This window comes from Enterobacter sp. MGH 24, from assembly GCF_000493015.1.
In the GTDB taxonomy this organism is placed as follows: domain Bacteria; phylum Pseudomonadota; class Gammaproteobacteria; order Enterobacterales; family Enterobacteriaceae; genus Enterobacter.
Window position 1 is genome coordinate 908,468 of the sequence record NZ_KI535657.1, and the last position, 17,221, is coordinate 925,688.

Annotated in this window: 11 protein-coding genes; 7 read left to right on the top strand and 4 right to left on the bottom strand. The window is 57.8% G+C overall.

The window, feature by feature from the left end; genetic code table 11:
- The first annotated feature begins 66 nt into the window (after window positions 1–66).
- The 4 genes from holC (at window position 67) to L370_RS17470 (ending at window position 5,095) form a co-directional block, all read left to right on the top strand.
- Complete coding sequence (gene holC, locus L370_RS17485; protein WP_008502815.1) at window positions 67–510, top strand: DNA polymerase III subunit chi; 444 nt, start codon at window positions 67–69, stop codon at window positions 508–510.
- Window positions 510–3,365, top strand: a complete 2,856-nt coding sequence (locus L370_RS17480) for a valine--tRNA ligase (protein WP_023333615.1) — start codon at window positions 510–512, stop codon at window positions 3,363–3,365. The genes holC and L370_RS17480 overlap by 1 nt, the downstream gene beginning before the upstream one ends.
- 123 nt (window positions 3,366–3,488) lie before the next feature.
- Window positions 3,489–3,992: a GNAT family N-acetyltransferase gene (locus L370_RS17475; protein WP_023333616.1), complete on the top strand. Its 504-nt coding sequence runs from the start codon at window positions 3,489–3,491 to the stop codon at window positions 3,990–3,992.
- 83 nt (window positions 3,993–4,075) lie between these two features.
- Window positions 4,076–5,095 (top strand): NADPH-dependent aldehyde reductase Ahr, encoded by a 1,020-nt coding sequence (locus L370_RS17470; protein WP_023333617.1) that lies wholly within the window; start codon window positions 4,076–4,078, stop codon window positions 5,093–5,095.
- A 90-nt stretch (window positions 5,096–5,185) separates the two neighbouring features.
- On the opposite strand, the gene L370_RS17465 is transcribed toward L370_RS17470, so the two are convergent.
- Window positions 5,186–6,823, bottom strand: coding sequence for a dihydroxyacetone kinase subunit DhaK (locus tag L370_RS17465; protein ID WP_023333618.1), 1,638 nt, complete (start codon window positions 6,821–6,823; stop codon window positions 5,186–5,188).
- 137 nt (window positions 6,824–6,960) lie between these two features.
- On the opposite strand from L370_RS17465, the gene L370_RS17460 reads away from it, so the two are divergent.
- Entirely contained in the window at window positions 6,961–8,463 is a 1,503-nt protein-coding gene (locus L370_RS17460; protein ID WP_023333619.1) for a helicase HerA-like C-terminal domain-containing protein, read from the top strand.
- Here the strand turns inward: L370_RS17460 and L370_RS17455 are convergent.
- Entirely contained in the window at window positions 8,443–9,384 is a 942-nt protein-coding gene (locus L370_RS17455; RefSeq protein WP_155858018.1) for a tRNA modification radical SAM protein MnmL/YtqA, read from the bottom strand. The genes L370_RS17460 and L370_RS17455 overlap by 21 nt on opposite strands.
- A gap of 687 nt (window positions 9,385–10,071) precedes the next feature.
- On the opposite strand from L370_RS17455, the gene gltB reads away from it, so the two are divergent.
- Both gltB and gltD read left to right on the top strand, forming a co-directional pair.
- Window positions 10,072–14,532 carry a glutamate synthase large subunit gene (gltB, locus tag L370_RS17450; protein WP_023333621.1) on the top strand — a complete coding sequence of 1,487 codons (4,461 nt, stop codon included), beginning with the start codon at window positions 10,072–10,074 and terminating at the stop codon, window positions 14,530–14,532.
- A 9-nt stretch (window positions 14,533–14,541) separates the two neighbouring features.
- A complete protein-coding gene (gene gltD, locus L370_RS17445) occupies window positions 14,542–15,960 on the top strand; it encodes a glutamate synthase subunit GltD (protein WP_023333622.1) in 1,419 nt (472 codons plus the stop codon).
- Between the two features lie 28 nt (window positions 15,961–15,988).
- Here the strand turns inward: gltD and sspB are convergent, their stop codons facing one another.
- Both sspB and sspA read right to left on the bottom strand, forming a co-directional pair.
- Complete coding sequence (gene sspB / locus L370_RS17440; RefSeq protein ID WP_032639781.1) at window positions 15,989–16,486, bottom strand: ClpXP protease specificity-enhancing factor; 498 nt, start codon at window positions 16,484–16,486, stop codon at window positions 15,989–15,991.
- A 5-nt stretch (window positions 16,487–16,491) separates the two neighbouring features.
- On the bottom strand, window positions 16,492–17,130 hold the full coding sequence (gene sspA / locus L370_RS17435; protein WP_023333624.1) for a stringent starvation protein SspA: 639 nt from the start codon (window positions 17,128–17,130) through the stop codon (window positions 16,492–16,494).
- Window positions 17,131–17,221: the final 91 nt, after the last annotated feature.

Below are 17,221 nucleotides of genomic sequence, written 5' to 3' on the forward strand. Positions count from 1 at the left end.
CCGTAGGCCGGGTAAGCGTAGCGCCACCCGGCTTTGCATTTAAATCCACGACAAGAAGCCCCATATATGAAGAATGCAACGTTCTACCTTCTGGACAACGACACCCATCAGGATGGCCTCAGCGCCGTCGAACAGCTGGTGTGTGAAATTGCCGCAGAACGTTGGCGCGCAGGTAAACGCGTTCTGATTGCCTGTGAAGATGAACAGCAGGCCATTCGCCTGGATGAAGCGCTGTGGGCGCGCCCGCCGGAGAGTTTTGTCCCGCATAACCTGTCGGGCGAAGGCCCGCGCGGTGGAGCACCGGTTGAAATTGCCTGGCCGCAAAAGCGCAACAGCAGCGCGCGCGATATTCTGATTAGCCTGCGGATAGATTTTGCAGATTTTGCCACCGCTTTCACAGAAGTGGTAGACTTTGTCCCTTACGAAGAATCTTTGAAACAACTGGCGCGCGAACGCTATAAAGCGTACCGCCTGGCTGGTTTTAACCTGAATACGGCAACCTGGAAATAATGGAAAAGACATATAACCCACGCGATATCGAACAGCCGCTTTACGAGCACTGGGAACAGCAGGGCTATTTCAAGCCTAACGGCGACGAAAGCAAAGAGTCCTTCTGCATCATGATCCCGCCGCCGAACGTCACCGGCAGTTTGCATATGGGTCATGCTTTCCAGCAGACCATCATGGACACCATGATCCGCTACCAGCGCATGCAGGGTAAAAACACCCTGTGGCAGGCGGGGACTGACCACGCGGGTATCGCGACCCAGATGGTGGTTGAGCGTAAAATTGCCGCTGAAGAAGGAAAAACCCGCCACGACTACGGTCGCGACGCGTTCATCGACAAAATCTGGCAGTGGAAGGCAGAATCCGGCGGCACCATTACCCGTCAGATGCGCCGTCTCGGCAACTCGGTGGACTGGGAGCGCGAGCGCTTCACCATGGATGAAGGCCTGTCCAACGCCGTTAAAGAAGTCTTTGTCCGCCTGTACAAAGAAGACCTGATTTACCGTGGCAAACGCCTGGTAAACTGGGATCCAAAACTGCGTACCGCCATCTCTGACCTGGAAGTGGAAAACCGCGAGTCTAAAGGCTCCATGTGGCATATCCGCTATCCGCTGGCCGATGGCGCAAAAACCGCCGACGGTAAAGATTACCTGGTGGTTGCCACTACCCGTCCGGAAACCCTGCTGGGCGATACCGGCGTGGCCGTTAACCCGGAAGATCCGCGTTATAAAGATCTGATCGGCAAATTCGTGGTGCTGCCGCTGGTAAACCGCCGTATTCCGATTGTGGGCGACGAACACGCCGACATGGAAAAAGGCACCGGCTGCGTAAAAATCACCCCGGCGCACGATTTCAACGACTATGAAGTCGGTCGTCGTCACGCCCTGCCGATGATCAACATTCTGACCTTCGACGGCGATATCCGCGAAAGCGCAGAAGTGTATGACACCAAAGGCAACGAATCCGACGTTTATTCCAGCGACATCCCGGCTGAGTTCCAGAAGCTGGAACGCTTTGCCGCGCGTAAAGCGATTGTGGCTGCCGTCGACGCACTCGGCCTGCTGGAAGAGATCAAACCTCACGATCTGACCGTACCGTACGGCGACCGTGGCGGCGTGGTGATCGAGCCAATGCTGACCGACCAGTGGTACGTGCGTGCCAACGTGCTGGCGAAACCGGCTGTCGAAGCGGTTGAAAACGGCAGCATTCAGTTCGTGCCGAAGCAGTACGAAAACATGTACTTCTCCTGGATGCGTGACATTCAGGACTGGTGTATCTCCCGTCAGCTGTGGTGGGGTCACCGTATTCCGGCGTGGTACGACAACGAAGGCAACGTTTACGTTGGCCGTAGCGAAGACGAAGTGCGTCAGGAAAACAACCTGAGCGCAGACGTTGCGCTGCGTCAGGACGAAGACGTGCTGGACACCTGGTTCTCCTCCGCGCTCTGGACCTTCTCCACCCTCGGCTGGCCGGAAAACACCGACGCGCTGCGTCAGTTCCACCCAACCAGCGTGATGGTCTCCGGCTTCGACATTATCTTCTTCTGGATTGCCCGCATGATCATGATGACCATGCACTTCATCAAAGACGAAGACGGTAAGCCGCAGGTTCCGTTCCATACCGTCTACATGACCGGTCTGATCCGCGACGACGAAGGCCAGAAGATGTCCAAGTCGAAGGGGAACGTGATTGACCCGCTGGATATGGTTGACGGTATTTCTCTGGAAGACCTGCTGGAAAAACGTACCGGCAACATGATGCAGCCGCAGCTGGCCGAGAAAATCCGCAAGCGCACCGAGAAGCAGTTCCCGAACGGGATCGAGTCTCACGGTACCGACGCCCTGCGCTTCACCCTGGCGGCACTGGCCTCAACCGGTCGTGACATCAACTGGGACATGAAGCGTCTGGAAGGTTACCGTAACTTCTGTAACAAGCTGTGGAACGCCAGCCGCTTCGTGCTGATGAACACCGAAGATCAGGATTGCGGCTTCAACGGCGGCGAAATGACCCTGTCTCTGGCGGACCGCTGGATCCTGGCGGAATTCAACCAGACGGTGAAAGCCTTCCGCGAGGCGCTGGACAGCTACCGCTTCGATATCGCGGCGGGCATCCTGTATGAATTCACCTGGAACCAGTTCTGTGACTGGTATCTGGAGCTGGCGAAGCCGGTGATGAACGGCGGTACTGAGGCGGAACTGCGCGGCACGCGCAACACGCTGATTACCGTTCTGGAAGGTCTGCTGCGCCTGGCGCATCCGGTCATTCCATTTATCACCGAAACTATCTGGCAGCGCGTGAAGGTGATTGCAGGCATCAACGCCGATACCATCATGCTGCAGCCGTTCCCGGAATTCGATTCGGCCAAGGTTGATGAAGCGGCGTCCGCGGACACCGAGTGGCTGAAACAGGCGATCGTTGCGGTACGTAACATCCGTGCTGAAATGAACATCGCCCCTGGCAAACCGCTGGAGCTGCTGCTTCGTGGCTGCAGCGAGGCTGCCGTTCGTCGCGTCACCGAGAACAACACCTTCCTCAAGACCATGGCGCGTCTGGAAAGCATCACCGTGCTGCCTGCCGATGACAAAGGTCCGGTTTCCGTGACCAAAATCATCGACGGCGCCGAGCTGCTGATCCCGATGGCGGGCCTGATCGACAAAGATGCCGAGCTGGCGCGTCTGGCGAAAGAAGTGGCGAAAGTCGACGTGGAAATTGGCAAAATCGAAAGCAAGCTGGCGAATGAAGGCTTTGTGGCCCGCGCGCCGGAAGCGGTCATCGCCAAAGAGCGTGAGCGTCTGGTTGCTTTCGCCGATGCGAAGACCAAACTGATTGAGCAGCAGGCGGTTATTGCCGCACTGTAATGCTTTTACCCCTTACGCTTCAGGGCGTAAGGGGTATCCTTCCTGAAAACTCCTCGCTTGCACTCCCCTTTCTGCGGTGCTATTAACAGCAGTTATGTGTCAATTTTTGTTATGAGTAATGCTATGAGCGTGATTACCCCCGTCGCGACGACGATGCGTCGGATCACTGAGCAGGATAATTCGGCTATCGCCGCCGTTATCCGCACCGTTTCTGCCGAATATGGCCTGACGGCTGACAAAGGCTACACGGTTGCTGACCCGAACCTGGACGAGCTTTACCAGCTCTACAGCCAGCCAGGGCATGCCTACTGGGTAATCGAGCAGAACGGCCTGGTGGTGGGCGGCGGCGGCGTGGCGCCCCTCAGCTGCAGCGAGCCGGATATCTGTGAACTACAGAAAATGTATTTCCTGCCAACGGCGCGCGGGCAAGGGCTGGCGAAAAAGCTGGCGCTGATGGCGCTGGACCACGCGCGCGAGCAGGGGTTTACCCGCTGCTACCTTGAAACCACTGCTTTCCTCAAAGAGGCCATCGGCCTGTATGAACATCTGGGCTTTGAGCATATCGATGCGCCGCTGGGCTGTACCGGCCACGTTGATTGCGAAGTCAGAATGCTGAAAAGCCTGTAACTTTCGTTCCTGCCCTCTTCTGTTAAGCGGCTGTAAACTGAATGCTCTACACTCACAGTTCACACCATAACGGGGGAAACACGATGTCGAAGATAAAAAGCTACGCCGCACCGCAGGCGGGTGCAGAACTTGAGCTGTATGAATACGATGCAGGCGTTCTAAAAGCAGAAGACGTCGAAGTACAGGTTGATTACTGCGGGATCTGCCACTCGGATCTCTCGATGATCGACAACGAATGGGGCTTCTCGAGCTATCCGCTGGTTGCCGGGCACGAAGTCATTGGTCGCGTCGTGGCGCTCGGTAGCGCCGCGCAGGACAAAGGGCTGAAAGTGGGCCAGCGCGTGGGCATTGGCTGGACGGCACGCAGCTGCGGCCACTGCGACGCCTGTATCAGCGGCAACCAGATCAACTGCCTCGAAGGCGCCGTTCCCACTATCCTGAACAAAGGCGGTTTTGCCGACAAGCTTCGCGCCGACTGGCAATGGGTGATCCCGCTGCCGGACAGCATTGATATCGAATCCGCTGGTCCGCTGCTGTGCGGCGGTATCACCGTCTTCAAACCGCTGCTGATGCATCATATCACCGCCACCAGCCGCGTGGGCGTGATCGGTATTGGCGGCCTGGGGCATATCGCCATCAAGCTGCTGCACGCGATGGGCTGTGAAGTCACGGCGTTCAGCTCGAACCCGGCGAAAGAGAAAGAAGTGCTGGCGATGGGTGCGGATAAAGTTGTGAACAGCCGCGATCCGGAAGCGCTGAACGCGCTGGCTGGGCAGTTTGATCTGATCATCAATACCGTAAACGTCGATCTCGACTGGCAGCCGTACTTTGAAGCACTGGCCTACGGCGGTAACTTCCACACCGTAGGTGCCGTGATGAAGCCGCTGCCGGTTCCGGCGTTTACCCTGATCGGCGGCGATCGCAGCGTGTCAGGCTCCGCGACCGGTACGCCGTTTGAGTTGCGCAAGCTGATGAAGTTTGCCGGACGCACCAAAGTGGCCCCGACCACCGAACTGTATCCGATGTCGAAAATCAACGAAGCAATCCAGCACGTGCGTGACGGCAAAGCCCGCTACCGCGTGGTGTTGAAAGCGGATTTCTGATGTGACAGTGCCGGGTGGCGGCTTCGCCTTACCCGGTCTGGATCTGATTTTGTAGGCCCGGTAAGCGCAGCGCTACCGGGCTATTCTCACCTATCGCACCAGCGCAGAAAACACCTCTGCCACCGCGACCGCCCCCGGGTCCATTACCCCGTCCAGGTTCTCTTTATTCACATACGACGAGCGCCCCGCGCCCGCTTTCATCATCTTCGCAGTCGCTTCAGCCCCCTGCTGTGCGGCCTTCGCCGCTGACTCGATATCGCCTTTCCGCAACGCCTCCAGCGCCGGCTGCAGCGCGTCGATCAGGGTACGATCGCCGAGATCTGCGCCACCGTATTGCTTCATCTGCGCCAGCCCGCTGAGCAATGCCTCGGGCAGCGGCTGGCCATCGTGAAGCTTTTGACCGGCCGCGGTAAAGAAGATCGACATCAGCACCCCGCTCGATCCGCCCATCACCGTGGCCAGCCGCTCGCCCACCAGAAGCAGCAGCGTCGATAGGTTATCAAGCGGGAGCTTGCGATCCTCCAGACGCTGCGCAATATCCCGCGCACCTTGCGCAAAGGTAGAGCCGGTATCACCGTCGCCCACTTTGGCATCCAGCGCGTTCAGTCGGTTTTCCAGCTGGAGCAGCGTTTTCGTCACCGAGGAAACATACTCGCCCACCCGCAGATTGTCCGACGGAGTGTATTCCACGCGATCGTGAATGGCGGTATGCGCCACGGTGCGCAGTGGCGCAAACGCAACAGGCTTCTGCCAGCCCAGCGTTTCGACCTCGGCGTGAATCGCCTTTTCAAAGAAATCGTTGAGCTTCAGCAGCGTGAGCGAAAAGCCCTTCATGTCCAGCGCGCTCACCAGCGGCGCGGGGCCTATCAGGTACGCGATCTCCTCTTTCAGCGCCGAATGCGCCAGCTCTTTGGTCAGCAGCGCCATCTCCAGCGCCGATACGCCGCCGAGGTTGTTAATCAATACCGCAAACCGCCCCTCACCCGCCTGCGCGCGTAACGGCGCCACCAGCGTGTCGATAATGGCTTTGCTGTTCTGCGTATCCACGACGGAAGCACCCGGCTCACCGTGAATGCCCAGACCCAGCTCGACATGGCCTTGCTTAATGCGTCCCTCTTCATCGTCGCTGCCCGGCAGGTTGCACGTTTGCATCGCAACGCCCAGACTCCAGAGGTTGTCGCAGGCCTGCTGCGCAATATCCCGCACCTCACTCAACGATTTCCCTTGCTCCGCCGCATAGCCCGCAATCTTATGCACCAGTGCCGTACCGGCAATACCGCGCGGCTGTTTGTTATCCGGCAGCGCGATATCGTCCGCCACGATCGCCATCTCCACCTTGAGGCCATAGCGTTTGGCCTTTTCAGCCGCCAGACCAAAGTTCAGGCGATCGCCGGTGTAGTTTTTGACGATCAGCAGGCAGCCGCGATCGCCCGTGACCGCCACAATGGCATTCAGCACCGCATCCACGCTCGGCGAGGCAAACAGATCGCCACACACTGCCGCCGTCAGCATCCCTTTGCCGACAAACCCGGCATGTGCCGGTTCATGGCCGGAGCCGCCACCGGAGATCACCGCCACGCGGCTTTTGTCCCAGTCGCCGCGTGCGACGATCCTGATGGCCGGATCGATATCAAGTTTGACGAGATTTGCGTGTGGCGCAGAAAGCAGTATGCCTTCAATGGCATCGTTGACCAGCTGTTTGCGATCGTTAAAGAAGAATCTGGACATAGTTTCCCACTATTTTGTGAACCGTATGCAAAAGCATAGTCCGCGCTGGATAATGCGCCGCAAAGTCAGGAATTTACTCAACCAAATTGCTTTCAGGTTGCCTATACTCCACCCAGGACTAAGAGAGGAAGCGCATCATGAGTACACCATTGTTAATTGCCCGGACGCTGGAAAAAGAGCTGTATTTATTGCCCGCGATGGCGAACCGCCACGGTCTGATCACCGGAGCGACCGGAACGGGGAAAACCGTCACCCTGCAAAAGCTGGCGGAGTCGCTTTCGGAGATTGGCGTTCCGGTCTTTATGGCTGACGTGAAAGGCGATTTAACCGGTGTGGCTCAGGAAGGGACGGCCTCTGAAAAACTGCTCGAACGGCTGAAGAATATTGGCATCACGGACTGGACGCCGCATAACAATCCGGTGGTGGTGTGGGATATCTTTGGTGAGAAAGGCCACCCGGTGCGCGCCACCGTCTCCGATCTCGGCCCGCTGCTGCTGGCCCGTCTGCTTAACCTCAACGACGTGCAGTCCGGCGTGCTGAATATCATCTTCCGCATTGCTGACGATCAGGGACTGCTGCTGCTTGATTTCAAAGATCTGCGCGCCATTACCCAGTACATCGGCGATAACGCCAAATCCTTCCAGAACCAGTACGGCAATATCAGCAGCGCCTCGGTGGGCGCCATTCAGCGTGGGTTGCTGACCCTGGAGCAGCAGGGTGCCGAGCACTTCTTCGGCGAGCCGATGCTGGATATCAAAGACTGGATGCGCACCGACAGCAGCGGCAAAGGCATCATCAACATTCTGAGTTCGGAAAAACTTTACCAGATGCCAAAGCTCTACGCCGCCAGCCTGCTGTGGATGCTCTCTGAGCTTTACGAGCAGTTACCCGAAGCAGGCGATCTGGATAAACCGAAGCTGGTCTTCTTCTTCGACGAAGCGCACCTGCTGTTCAACGACGCACCGCAGGTCCTGCTGGATAAAATTGAACAGGTCATCCGCCTGATCCGCTCCAAAGGCGTTGGCGTCTGGTTTGTCTCGCAAAACCCGTCGGATATCCCGGATAACGTGCTCGGCCAGCTTGGTAACCGCGTGCAGCACGCCCTGCGCGCCTTTACGCCGAAAGATCAGAAAGCGGTGAAAGCCGCCGCGCAAACCATGCGCGCCAATCCTGCCTTTGATACCGAAGCGGCGATTCAGGCGTTGGGCACCGGTGAAGCACTGATCTCATTCCTTGATGCGAAGGGCAGCCCGTCCGTAGTGGAGCGAGCCATGGTAATCGCGCCATGCTCGCGCATGGGGCCGGTTACCGACGATGAACGTAACGGCCTGATTAACCACTCTCCGGTTTACGGGAAGTACGAAGACGAGATTGATCGCGAGTCCGCGTTCGAAATGCTGCAAAAAGGGGTGCAGGCGACAACCGAATCGCAGGATGCGCCTGCCGCTAAAGGGCAGTCCGTCGCGGTAGATGACGGCATTCTGGGCGGGCTGAAAGACATCCTGTTCGGCAGCACCGGGCCGCGCGGCGGCAAGCGCGACGGCGTGGTACAAACCATGGCGAAAAGCGCAGCGCGACAGGTCACCAATCAGATAGTGCGCGGCATGCTGGGAAGTTTGTTAGGCGGCCGTCGCCGGTAATCGAGGAACCCACGGGCGGCCAAGCGCCGACCCCTGTACGCCGTTCTCCTGCAGATAGCGGTCGATTTCCAGCATCCCCGTCCAGCGGTTCTCACACCATAGCGGTGCCAGAAGCGTTGGACGGCGGGCGCTGGCCGAGATGCGGTGGTAGACAATTTCAGGCGGCGTGTGGCGAATCATCTCCCCCGCCGTCACCGTATAGTCCTCTAGCGCAATACCGCTTAACCGCCCCGCTTCCCAGGCTTTCGCCATAATGCTTCCCGTAACGACATGCAGCGGGTGCAGCTTAATGCCGTCCACGCCGGTCTCAACCACCTTTTCCAGCGTTTCAAGGCCATGCTGTTGACCTTCGCCGGGCAACCCAACAATCAGGTGCGAACAGACCCTCAGCCCCCGCTCGCGGGCAAGCCGCGTTGTACGCTGGTAGCAGGCGAAATCATGGCCGCGATTGATACGGTGCAGCGTTTTGTCGTGCGCGGTCTGCAGGCCCAGCTCCAGCCAAATCTCGTAGCCTTGCTCTTTGTACTCGCTGAGCAGGTCCAGCACCGCCTCCGGCACGCAGTCCGGGCGCGTGCCCACGCATAGCCCAACGATGTTAGCCTGGCTGACGGCCTGCTGGTACATCGAGCGCAGCACCTGGACCTCCGCCCACGTGCTGGTGTAGGCCTGGAAATAGGCCAGATACTGCTTCGCGCGGTTCACCAGGCTCGCTTGATGGGCAAGCTGTTCGGCGATAGATTTATGCTGCTGGGCTTCATCAGCAAAGGACGCAACGTTACAGAAGGTGCAGCCGCCGCGCCCGATGGTGCCATCGCGATTCGGGCAGCTAAACCCGCCGTGCAGCGTCAGCTTATGAACCTTTTGCCCGTACCGCTGCAAAAGATCCCCACCAAACATATTGACTAATTTCTGTAACTGCATAATCTGATAGACCGTCCCGGAGAAAGGGGACAAGCCTGCCACTTTTAGCCTCTGTCGGCGATGACCTGGATCAATCGCCCCGGACGGCCTTTATCTATATGAATAAATACTCAGGATTACTGCAATTTCATTCACACCTCCCGTGATTACTTTTCCTTATGTTCTGATTGTTTTTTTCATTTATAGCGCCACCACTGAAAAACAGTGGCTTTATGCGGGTTTGCAGCCAATGCCAGATTATTATTCTGCTATAAAACTGCTATTCAGCACGCTACATTGATAATACCGCTTTCATATAGTGAGTCAGATCACACTCCGCCGCGTCCTGTCAGGGCATGCAATCAATGTAAAAATAGTTAAATAACCTTTAATTACAATAGCATAAACTCTCTTTAGCACATTTTTGTATAAATAAGATTGCCATTTGACCTGTGTACCAATTCCCGATAAGTTGGAAATCCGCTGGAAGCTTTCTGGATGAGCGGCCTGCTCATCATATTTATGCAGTAATTGAGATTCCCTCTGAAGCAAGTCCTCAAACTTGTTTACCTGCGCGAAAGGATGAAAAAGAGGGCGAATGCGAGGTACGCGTATGATACGCAAACCCCGTCGCCATGCTCTTTCTGTGCCTGTGCGCCACGGTTAAGTTCAGTGGGAAGCCCGACGAGCCTGGGGAGGTTCACTGATATGTTGTACGATAAATCCCTTGAGAAGGATAACTGTGGTTTCGGCCTGATCGCCCACATAGAAGGCGAACCTAGCCACAAGGTAGTGCGTACTGCTATTCACGCACTGGCCCGAATGCAGCACCGTGGCGCGATTCTTGCCGATGGTAAAACCGGCGACGGTTGCGGCCTGCTGCTGCAAAAACCGGATCGTTTCTTCCGCATCGTGGCGGAAGAGCGCGGCTGGCGTTTAGCCAAAAACTACGCTGTCGGCATGCTGTTCCTGAATCAGGATCCTGAAAAGGCTGCCGCCTCACGCCGCATCGTCGAAGAAGAACTTCAGCGTGAAACCCTGTCGATTGTCGGCTGGCGCAATGTGCCAACCAACGAAGGGGTACTCGGTGAAATCGCCCTCTCCTCGCTGCCTCGTATTGAACAGATTTTCGTTAACGCGCCTGCGGGCTGGCGTCCACGTGATATGGAACGCCGTCTGTTTATCGCCCGCCGCCGCATTGAAAAACGTCTCCAGGACGATAAAGAGTTCTACGTTTGTAGTCTCTCTAACCTGGTGAACATCTATAAAGGTCTGTGTATGCCGGCTGACCTGCCGCGCTTCTACCTGGACCTGGCGGACCTGCGTCTGGAATCGGCCATTTGCCTGTTCCACCAGCGCTTCTCCACCAACACCGTTCCTCGCTGGCCGCTGGCTCAGCCGTTCCGCTACCTGGCGCACAACGGCGAGATCAACACCATCACTGGTAACCGCCAGTGGGCCCGCGCTCGTACCTATAAGTTCCAGACGCCACTGATCCCTGACCTGCACGATGCCGCGCCGTTCGTGAACGAAACCGGCTCTGACTCCAGCTCAATGGATAACATGCTTGAACTGCTGCTGGCCGGCGGGATGGACATCGTGCGCGCCATGCGTCTGCTTGTGCCGCCGGCATGGCAGAACAACCCGGATATGGACCCTGAGCTGCGCGCCTTCTTCGACTTTAACTCCATGCACATGGAGCCGTGGGACGGCCCGGCGGGCATCGTCATGTCCGACGGACGTTTCGCTGCCTGTAACCTGGACCGTAACGGTCTGCGTCCGGCGCGCTACGTCATCACCAAAGACAAGCTCATCACCTGCGCCTCTGAAGTTGGTATCTGGGATTACCAGCCTGACGAAGTGGTCGAGAAAGGCCGCGTCGGTCCGGGTGAGCTGATGGTTATCGACACCCGCGGCGGGCGCATTCTGCACTCAGCCGAAACCGATCACGATCTGAAAAGCCGCCATCCGTACAAAGAGTGGATGGAAAAGAACGTGCGTCGCCTCGTGCCGTTCGAAGATTTATCGGATGAAGAAGTGGGTCGTCGCGAACTGGACGACGATGCGCTTGCGAGCTTCCAGAAACAGTTTAACTACAGCGCGGAAGAGCTGGACTCTGTTATTCGCGTCCTGGGTGAAAACGGCCAGGAAGCGGTCGGCTCTATGGGTGACGATACCCCGTTTGCCGTGCTCTCCAGCCAGCCGCGCATCATTTACGATTACTTCCGTCAGCAGTTCGCGCAGGTCACCAACCCGCCGATCGACCCGCTGCGTGAAGCGCACGTGATGTCGCTGGCGACCAGCATCGGTCGCGAGATGAACGTCTTCTGCGAAGCAGAAGGCCAGGCGCACCGTCTGACCTTTAAATCGCCGATCCTGCTGTACTCCGATTTCAAACAGCTCACCACCATGAAAGAGGAGCACTACCGCGCCGACACGCTCGATATTACTTTCGACGTGAACGACGCGAGCCTCGAAGAGACGGTGAATGCGCTGTGTGATAAGGCCGAACAGATGGTGCGTAACGGTACCGTTCTGCTGGTGCTGTCCGACCGTAATATCGCGAAAAACCGTCTGCCGGTGCCTGCCCCGATGGCGGTCGGCGCTATCCAGACGCGTCTGGTCGACAAGAGCCTGCGCTGCGACGCCAACATCATTGTGGAAACCGCCAGCGCCCGCGACCCGCACCACTTTGCCGTGCTGTTAGGCTTCGGTGCGACGGCGATCTACCCATACCTGGCCTACGAAACGCTGGCCCGCCTGGTGGATACCCGCGCGATCGACAAAGATTACCGCGCGGTGATGCTGAACTACCGTAACGGCATCAACAAAGGTCTGTACAAGATCATGTCCAAAATGGGCATCTCGACCATTGCCTCCTACCGCTGTTCGAAGCTGTTTGAAGCGGTCGGCCTGCATGACGAGGTCGCCAACCTCTGCTTCCAGGGCGTGGTCAGCCGCATCGGCGGCGCTGGTTTTGCTGACTTCCAGCAGGATCTGGTGAACCTGTCCAAACGCGCCTGGCTGGCACGTAAGCCGCTGGATCAGGGCGGTCTGCTGAAATACGTTCACGGTGGCGAATACCACGCCTACAACCCGGACGTGGTGCGCACGCTGCAGCAGGCGGTTCAGAGCGGCGAATACAGTGATTACCAGCAGTACGCTGAGCTGGTAAATAACCGTCCGGCGGCAACGCTGCGCGATCTCATTGCTCTGAACCCGGGTGATGAAGCGGTCAGCATTGACGAGGTTGAGCCTGCATCCGAACTGTTCAAACGCTTCGATACCGCGGCGATGTCCATCGGCGCGCTTAGCCCGGAAGCCCACGAAGCGCTAGCGGAAGCCATGAACAGCATCGGCGGCAACTCCAACTCCGGCGAGGGCGGTGAAGACCCTGCACGTTACGGTACTAACAAAGTCTCCCGTATCAAGCAGGTGGCATCCGGTCGTTTTGGCGTAACGCCTGCGTACCTGGTCAACGCCGACGTGATTCAGATTAAAGTCGCTCAGGGCGCTAAACCGGGCGAAGGCGGTCAGCTGCCGGGTGATAAAGTTACCCCGTACATCGCCAAACTGCGCTATTCCGTGCCGGGCGTGACGCTGATCTCCCCGCCGCCGCACCACGATATCTACTCTATCGAGGACTTAGCGCAGCTGATTTTCGACCTGAAGCAGGTCAACCCGAAGGCGATGATCTCCGTGAAGCTGGTTTCCGAACCGGGCGTGGGTACCATCGCTACCGGCGTGGCGAAAGCCTATGCGGATCTCATCACCATCGCTGGCTACGACGGCGGTACTGGCGCAAGCCCGCTCTCCTCCGTGAAATATGCGGGCTGTCCTTGGGAGCTTGGCCTGGTGGAAACCCAGCAGGCGCTGGTGGCTAACGGTCTGCGTCACAAGATCCGTCTGCAGGTGGACGGTGGCCTGAAAACCGGCCTCGACATCATCAAAGCGGCGATTCTGGGCGCGGAAAGCTTCGGCTTCGGCACCGGCCCGATGGTTGCGCTCGGCTGTAAATACCTGCGTATTTGCCACCTGAACAACTGCGCAACGGGCGTTGCGACCCAGGACGAGAAGCTGCGTAAGAATCACTACCACGGCCTGCCGTTCAAAGTGACCAACTACTTTGACTTCATCGCCCGCGAAACCCGCGAGCTGATGGCGCAGCTGGGCGTGAAGCGTCTGGTGGACCTGATTGGCCGTACCGACCTGCTGAATGAGCTGGACGGTTTCACCGCTAAGCAGCAGAAGCTTGAGCTGTCTAAGCTGCTGGAAACCGCGCAGCCGCACCCTGGCAAAGCGGTCTACTGCACCGAGAACAACCCGCCGTTCGATAACGGCGTGCTGAACGCGCAGCTGTTGCAGCAGGCGAAACCGTACGTGGACGACAAGCAGAGCAAAACGTTCTGGTTTGATATCCGCAACACCGACCGCTCGGTGGGTGCGTCGCTCTCCGGCTACATCGCGCAAACGCACGGTGACCAGGGGCTGGCGGCGGATCCGATTACTGCACACTTCAGCGGGACCGCGGGTCAGAGCTTCGGCGTGTGGAACGCAGGCGGCGTTGAGCTGTATCTGACCGGCGATGCCAACGACTACGTCGGCAAAGGCATGGCGGGCGGTCTGCTGGCGGTGCGTCCTCCGGTAGGCTCAGCCTTCCGCAGCCATGAAGCCAGCATCATCGGTAACACCTGCCTGTACGGCGCGACCGGCGGTCGTCTGTTTGCCGCGGGCCGTGCGGGCGAGCGTTTCGCGGTGCGTAACTCCGGTGCTATTACCGTGGTGGAAGGCATTGGCGATAACGGTTGTGAATACATGACGGGCGGGATTGTTTGCGTTCTGGGTAAAACCGGCGTGAACTTCGGCGCAGGCATGACGGGCGGTTTTGCGTACGTCCTGGATGAAGACGGTGAGTTCCGCAAACGCGTGAACCCGGAGCTGGTGGAAGTGCTGGACGTTGATACCCTGGCTATTCACGAAGAACACCTGCGCGGTTTGATTACCGAACACGTGCAGCATACCGGTTCTTCGCGCGGCGAAGAGATCCTGGCGAACTGGCCGGCGTTCTCTGCGAAATTCGCGCTGGTTAAGCCGAAGTCCAGCGATGTTAAAGCCCTGTTGGGTCACCGTAGTCGTAGCGCAGCAGAGCTGCGCGTGCAGGCGCAGTAAGGAATTCAGATGAGCCAGAACGTATACCAGTTTATCGACCTGCAGCGTGTTGATCCGCCAAAGAAACCGCTGAAGATCCGTAAAATTGAATTTGTTGAAATCTACGAGCCGTTTTCAGAAGGCCAGGCCAAAGCACAGGCAGACCGCTGCCTGTCCTGCGGTAACCCTTACTGCGAATGGAAATGTCCGGTACACAACTACATCCCGAACTGGCTGAAGCTGGCCAATGAAGGACGTATTTTTGAAGCCGCCGAGCTGTCTCACCAGACCAACACCCTGCCGGAAGTGTGCGGCCGCGTGTGTCCTCAGGACCGCCTGTGCGAAGGCTCCTGTACGCTGAACGACGAGTTTGGCGCGGTAACCATCGGTAACATTGAGCGCTATATCAACGATAAAGCGTTCGAGATGGGCTGGCGTCCGGATATGACCGGCGTGAAGCAAACCGACAAGCGCGTGGCCATCATCGGTGCGGGCCCGGCGGGCCTGGCCTGTGCGGACGTGCTGACCCGCAACGGCGTGAAGGCGGTGGTCTTTGACCGTCATCCGGAAATCGGCGGTCTGCTGACCTTCGGTATCCCGGCCTTCAAGCTGGAAAAAGAGGTCATGACCCGTCGCCGTGAAATCTTCACCGGCATGGGCATTGAGTTCAAACTGAACGTGGAAGTGGGCCGCGACGTGCAGCTCGACGACCTGCTGAAGGATTACGACGCCGTGTTCCTCGGCGTGGGCACCTACCAGTCCATGCGCGGCGGTCTGGAGAACGAAGATGCGCCAGGCGTGTACGACGCGCTGCCGTTCCTGATTGCCAACACCAAGCAAATTATGGGCTACGGCGAAACCGCCGAAGAACCTTTCGTCAGCATGGAAGGCAAACGCGTAGTGGTGCTGGGCGGCGGTGATACCGCGATGGACTGCGTGCGTACGTCTATTCGTCAGAACGCGGCACACGTGATCTGCGCCTACCGTCGTGACGAAGAGAACATGCCGGGCTCTAAACGCGAAGTGAAAAACGCGCGTGAAGAGGGCGTGGAGTTCCAGTTCAACATCCAGCCTCTGGGTATTGAAGTGAATGCTAACGGTAAAGTGAGCGGCGTGAAGATGGCGCGCACTGAGATGGGGGCACCGGATGCGAAAGGCCGTCGTCGCGCCGAGATCGTCGCCGGTTCTGAGCACGTGATCCCGGCCGATGCCGTGGTGATGGCGTTCGGTTTCCGTCCTCACAGCATGGAGTGGCTGGCGAAGCACAGCGTCGAGCTGGATTCTCAGGGCCGCGTAATCGCGCCAGAAGGCAGCGATAATGCGTTCCAGACCAGTAACCCGAAAATCTTCGCCGGCGGCGATATCGTTCGCGGTTCTGACCTGGTGGTGACGGCGATTGCCGAAGGGCGTAAAGCGGCTGACGGGATACTGAACTACCTGGAAGTGTAAAAAAACAGGCCCGATTGGGCCTGTTTTTTTATTTCACGACGCGAAGAGCCGGACGACCACCGCGCGGAGGCGGATCGTCATCAGGGTCATTGTCGTCGTGACGATCGGGTTTATCGCCATCAATAAGTGACATCACCGTGTCGCTTTCGCGCTCATCGGATGCGTTGTCATCATTCAGGCTGGCAACATCTTCATCATACGCCGCTTCCGGCTCGAACATGGTACCTGCACCGTTTTCACGCGCATAGATAGCCAGCACCGCTGCCAGCGGTACGGAGACCACGCGCGGCACGCCGCCGAAACGCGCATTAAAGCGCACTTCGTCGTTTGCCAGCTCCAGGTTACCCACCGCGCGCGGGGCTATGTTCAGTACGATTTGCCCGTCACGCGCGTATTCCATAGGAACCTGCACGCCCGGCAACGTCACATCCACAACCAGGTGCGGCGTGAGCTGGTTATCCAGCAGCCATTCATAGAAGGCGCGCAGCAGATACGGACGGCGTGGGGTAAGTTGTGACATTTCCACAGTCATTAGCCTCGGCCGAGACGCATTTCACGTTCCGGTTCAGTTAAAGATGCCAGGAAAGAGTCGCGTTCAAATACGCGAGTCATGTAGCCCTTCAGCTCTTTCGCGCCAGGGCCGCTGAACTCAACGCCCAGCGTAGGCAGACGCCACAGCAGCGGAGCCAGGTAGCAATCCACCAGGCTGAACTCGTCGCTCAGGAAGAACGGTTTCTGACCAAACACAGGGGCGATTGCCAGCAGCTCTTCACGCAGTTGCTTACGCGCAGCGTCGGCCTCAGAAGCGGAACCGCTGACGATAACGTTCATCAGAGAGTACCAGTCTTTTTCGATACGCTGCATGTACAGGCGGCTTTCACCACGCGCGACAGGGTAAACAGGCATCAGTGGCGGATGCGGGAAACGCTCATCCAGATATTCCATAATGATACGGGATTCCCACAGGGTCAGCTCGCGATCCACCAGCGTCGGTACGCTTTGGCTCGGGTTGAGATCGATCAGATCCTGAGGCGGGTTATCCTTTTCCACATGCTCGATCTCAAAACTGACACCCTTCTCGGCCAGCACGATACGAACCTGATGGCTATAAATGTCAGTAGGACCAGAAAACAGCGTCATTACCGAACGTTTGTTGGCAGCGACAGCCATGAAAACCTCCAGGTATATTCAGAATTTTTACTGCTACCAGCCCAACAGGGGCCAGCCAGATGTTGTATCGCCCATCCCAGAGAAAACACAT

Bases quoted from the DNA above. Each gene is read 5' to 3' on its own strand.
- gltB (WP_023333621.1), top strand. From the start codon at position 10,072: ATGTTGTACGATAAATCCCTTGAGAAGGATAACTGTGGTTTCGGCCTG.
- L370_RS17460 (WP_023333619.1), top strand. From the start codon at position 6,961: ATGAGTACACCATTGTTAATTGCCCGGACGCTGGAAAAAGAGCTGTAT.
- L370_RS17455 (WP_155858018.1), bottom strand. From the start codon at position 9,384: ATGCAGTTACAGAAATTAGTCAATATGTTTGGTGGGGATCTTTTGCAG.
- L370_RS17480 (WP_023333615.1), top strand. From the start codon at position 510: ATGGAAAAGACATATAACCCACGCGATATCGAACAGCCGCTTTACGAG.
- L370_RS17465 (WP_023333618.1), bottom strand. From the start codon at position 6,823: ATGTCCAGATTCTTCTTTAACGATCGCAAACAGCTGGTCAACGATGCC.
- sspA (WP_023333624.1), bottom strand. From the start codon at position 17,130: ATGGCTGTCGCTGCCAACAAACGTTCGGTAATGACGCTGTTTTCTGGT.
- holC (WP_008502815.1), top strand. From the start codon at position 67: ATGAAGAATGCAACGTTCTACCTTCTGGACAACGACACCCATCAGGAT.
- L370_RS17470 (WP_023333617.1), top strand. From the start codon at position 4,076: ATGTCGAAGATAAAAAGCTACGCCGCACCGCAGGCGGGTGCAGAACTT.
- L370_RS17475 (WP_023333616.1), top strand. From the start codon at position 3,489: ATGAGCGTGATTACCCCCGTCGCGACGACGATGCGTCGGATCACTGAG.
- gltD (WP_023333622.1), top strand. From the start codon at position 14,542: ATGAGCCAGAACGTATACCAGTTTATCGACCTGCAGCGTGTTGATCCG.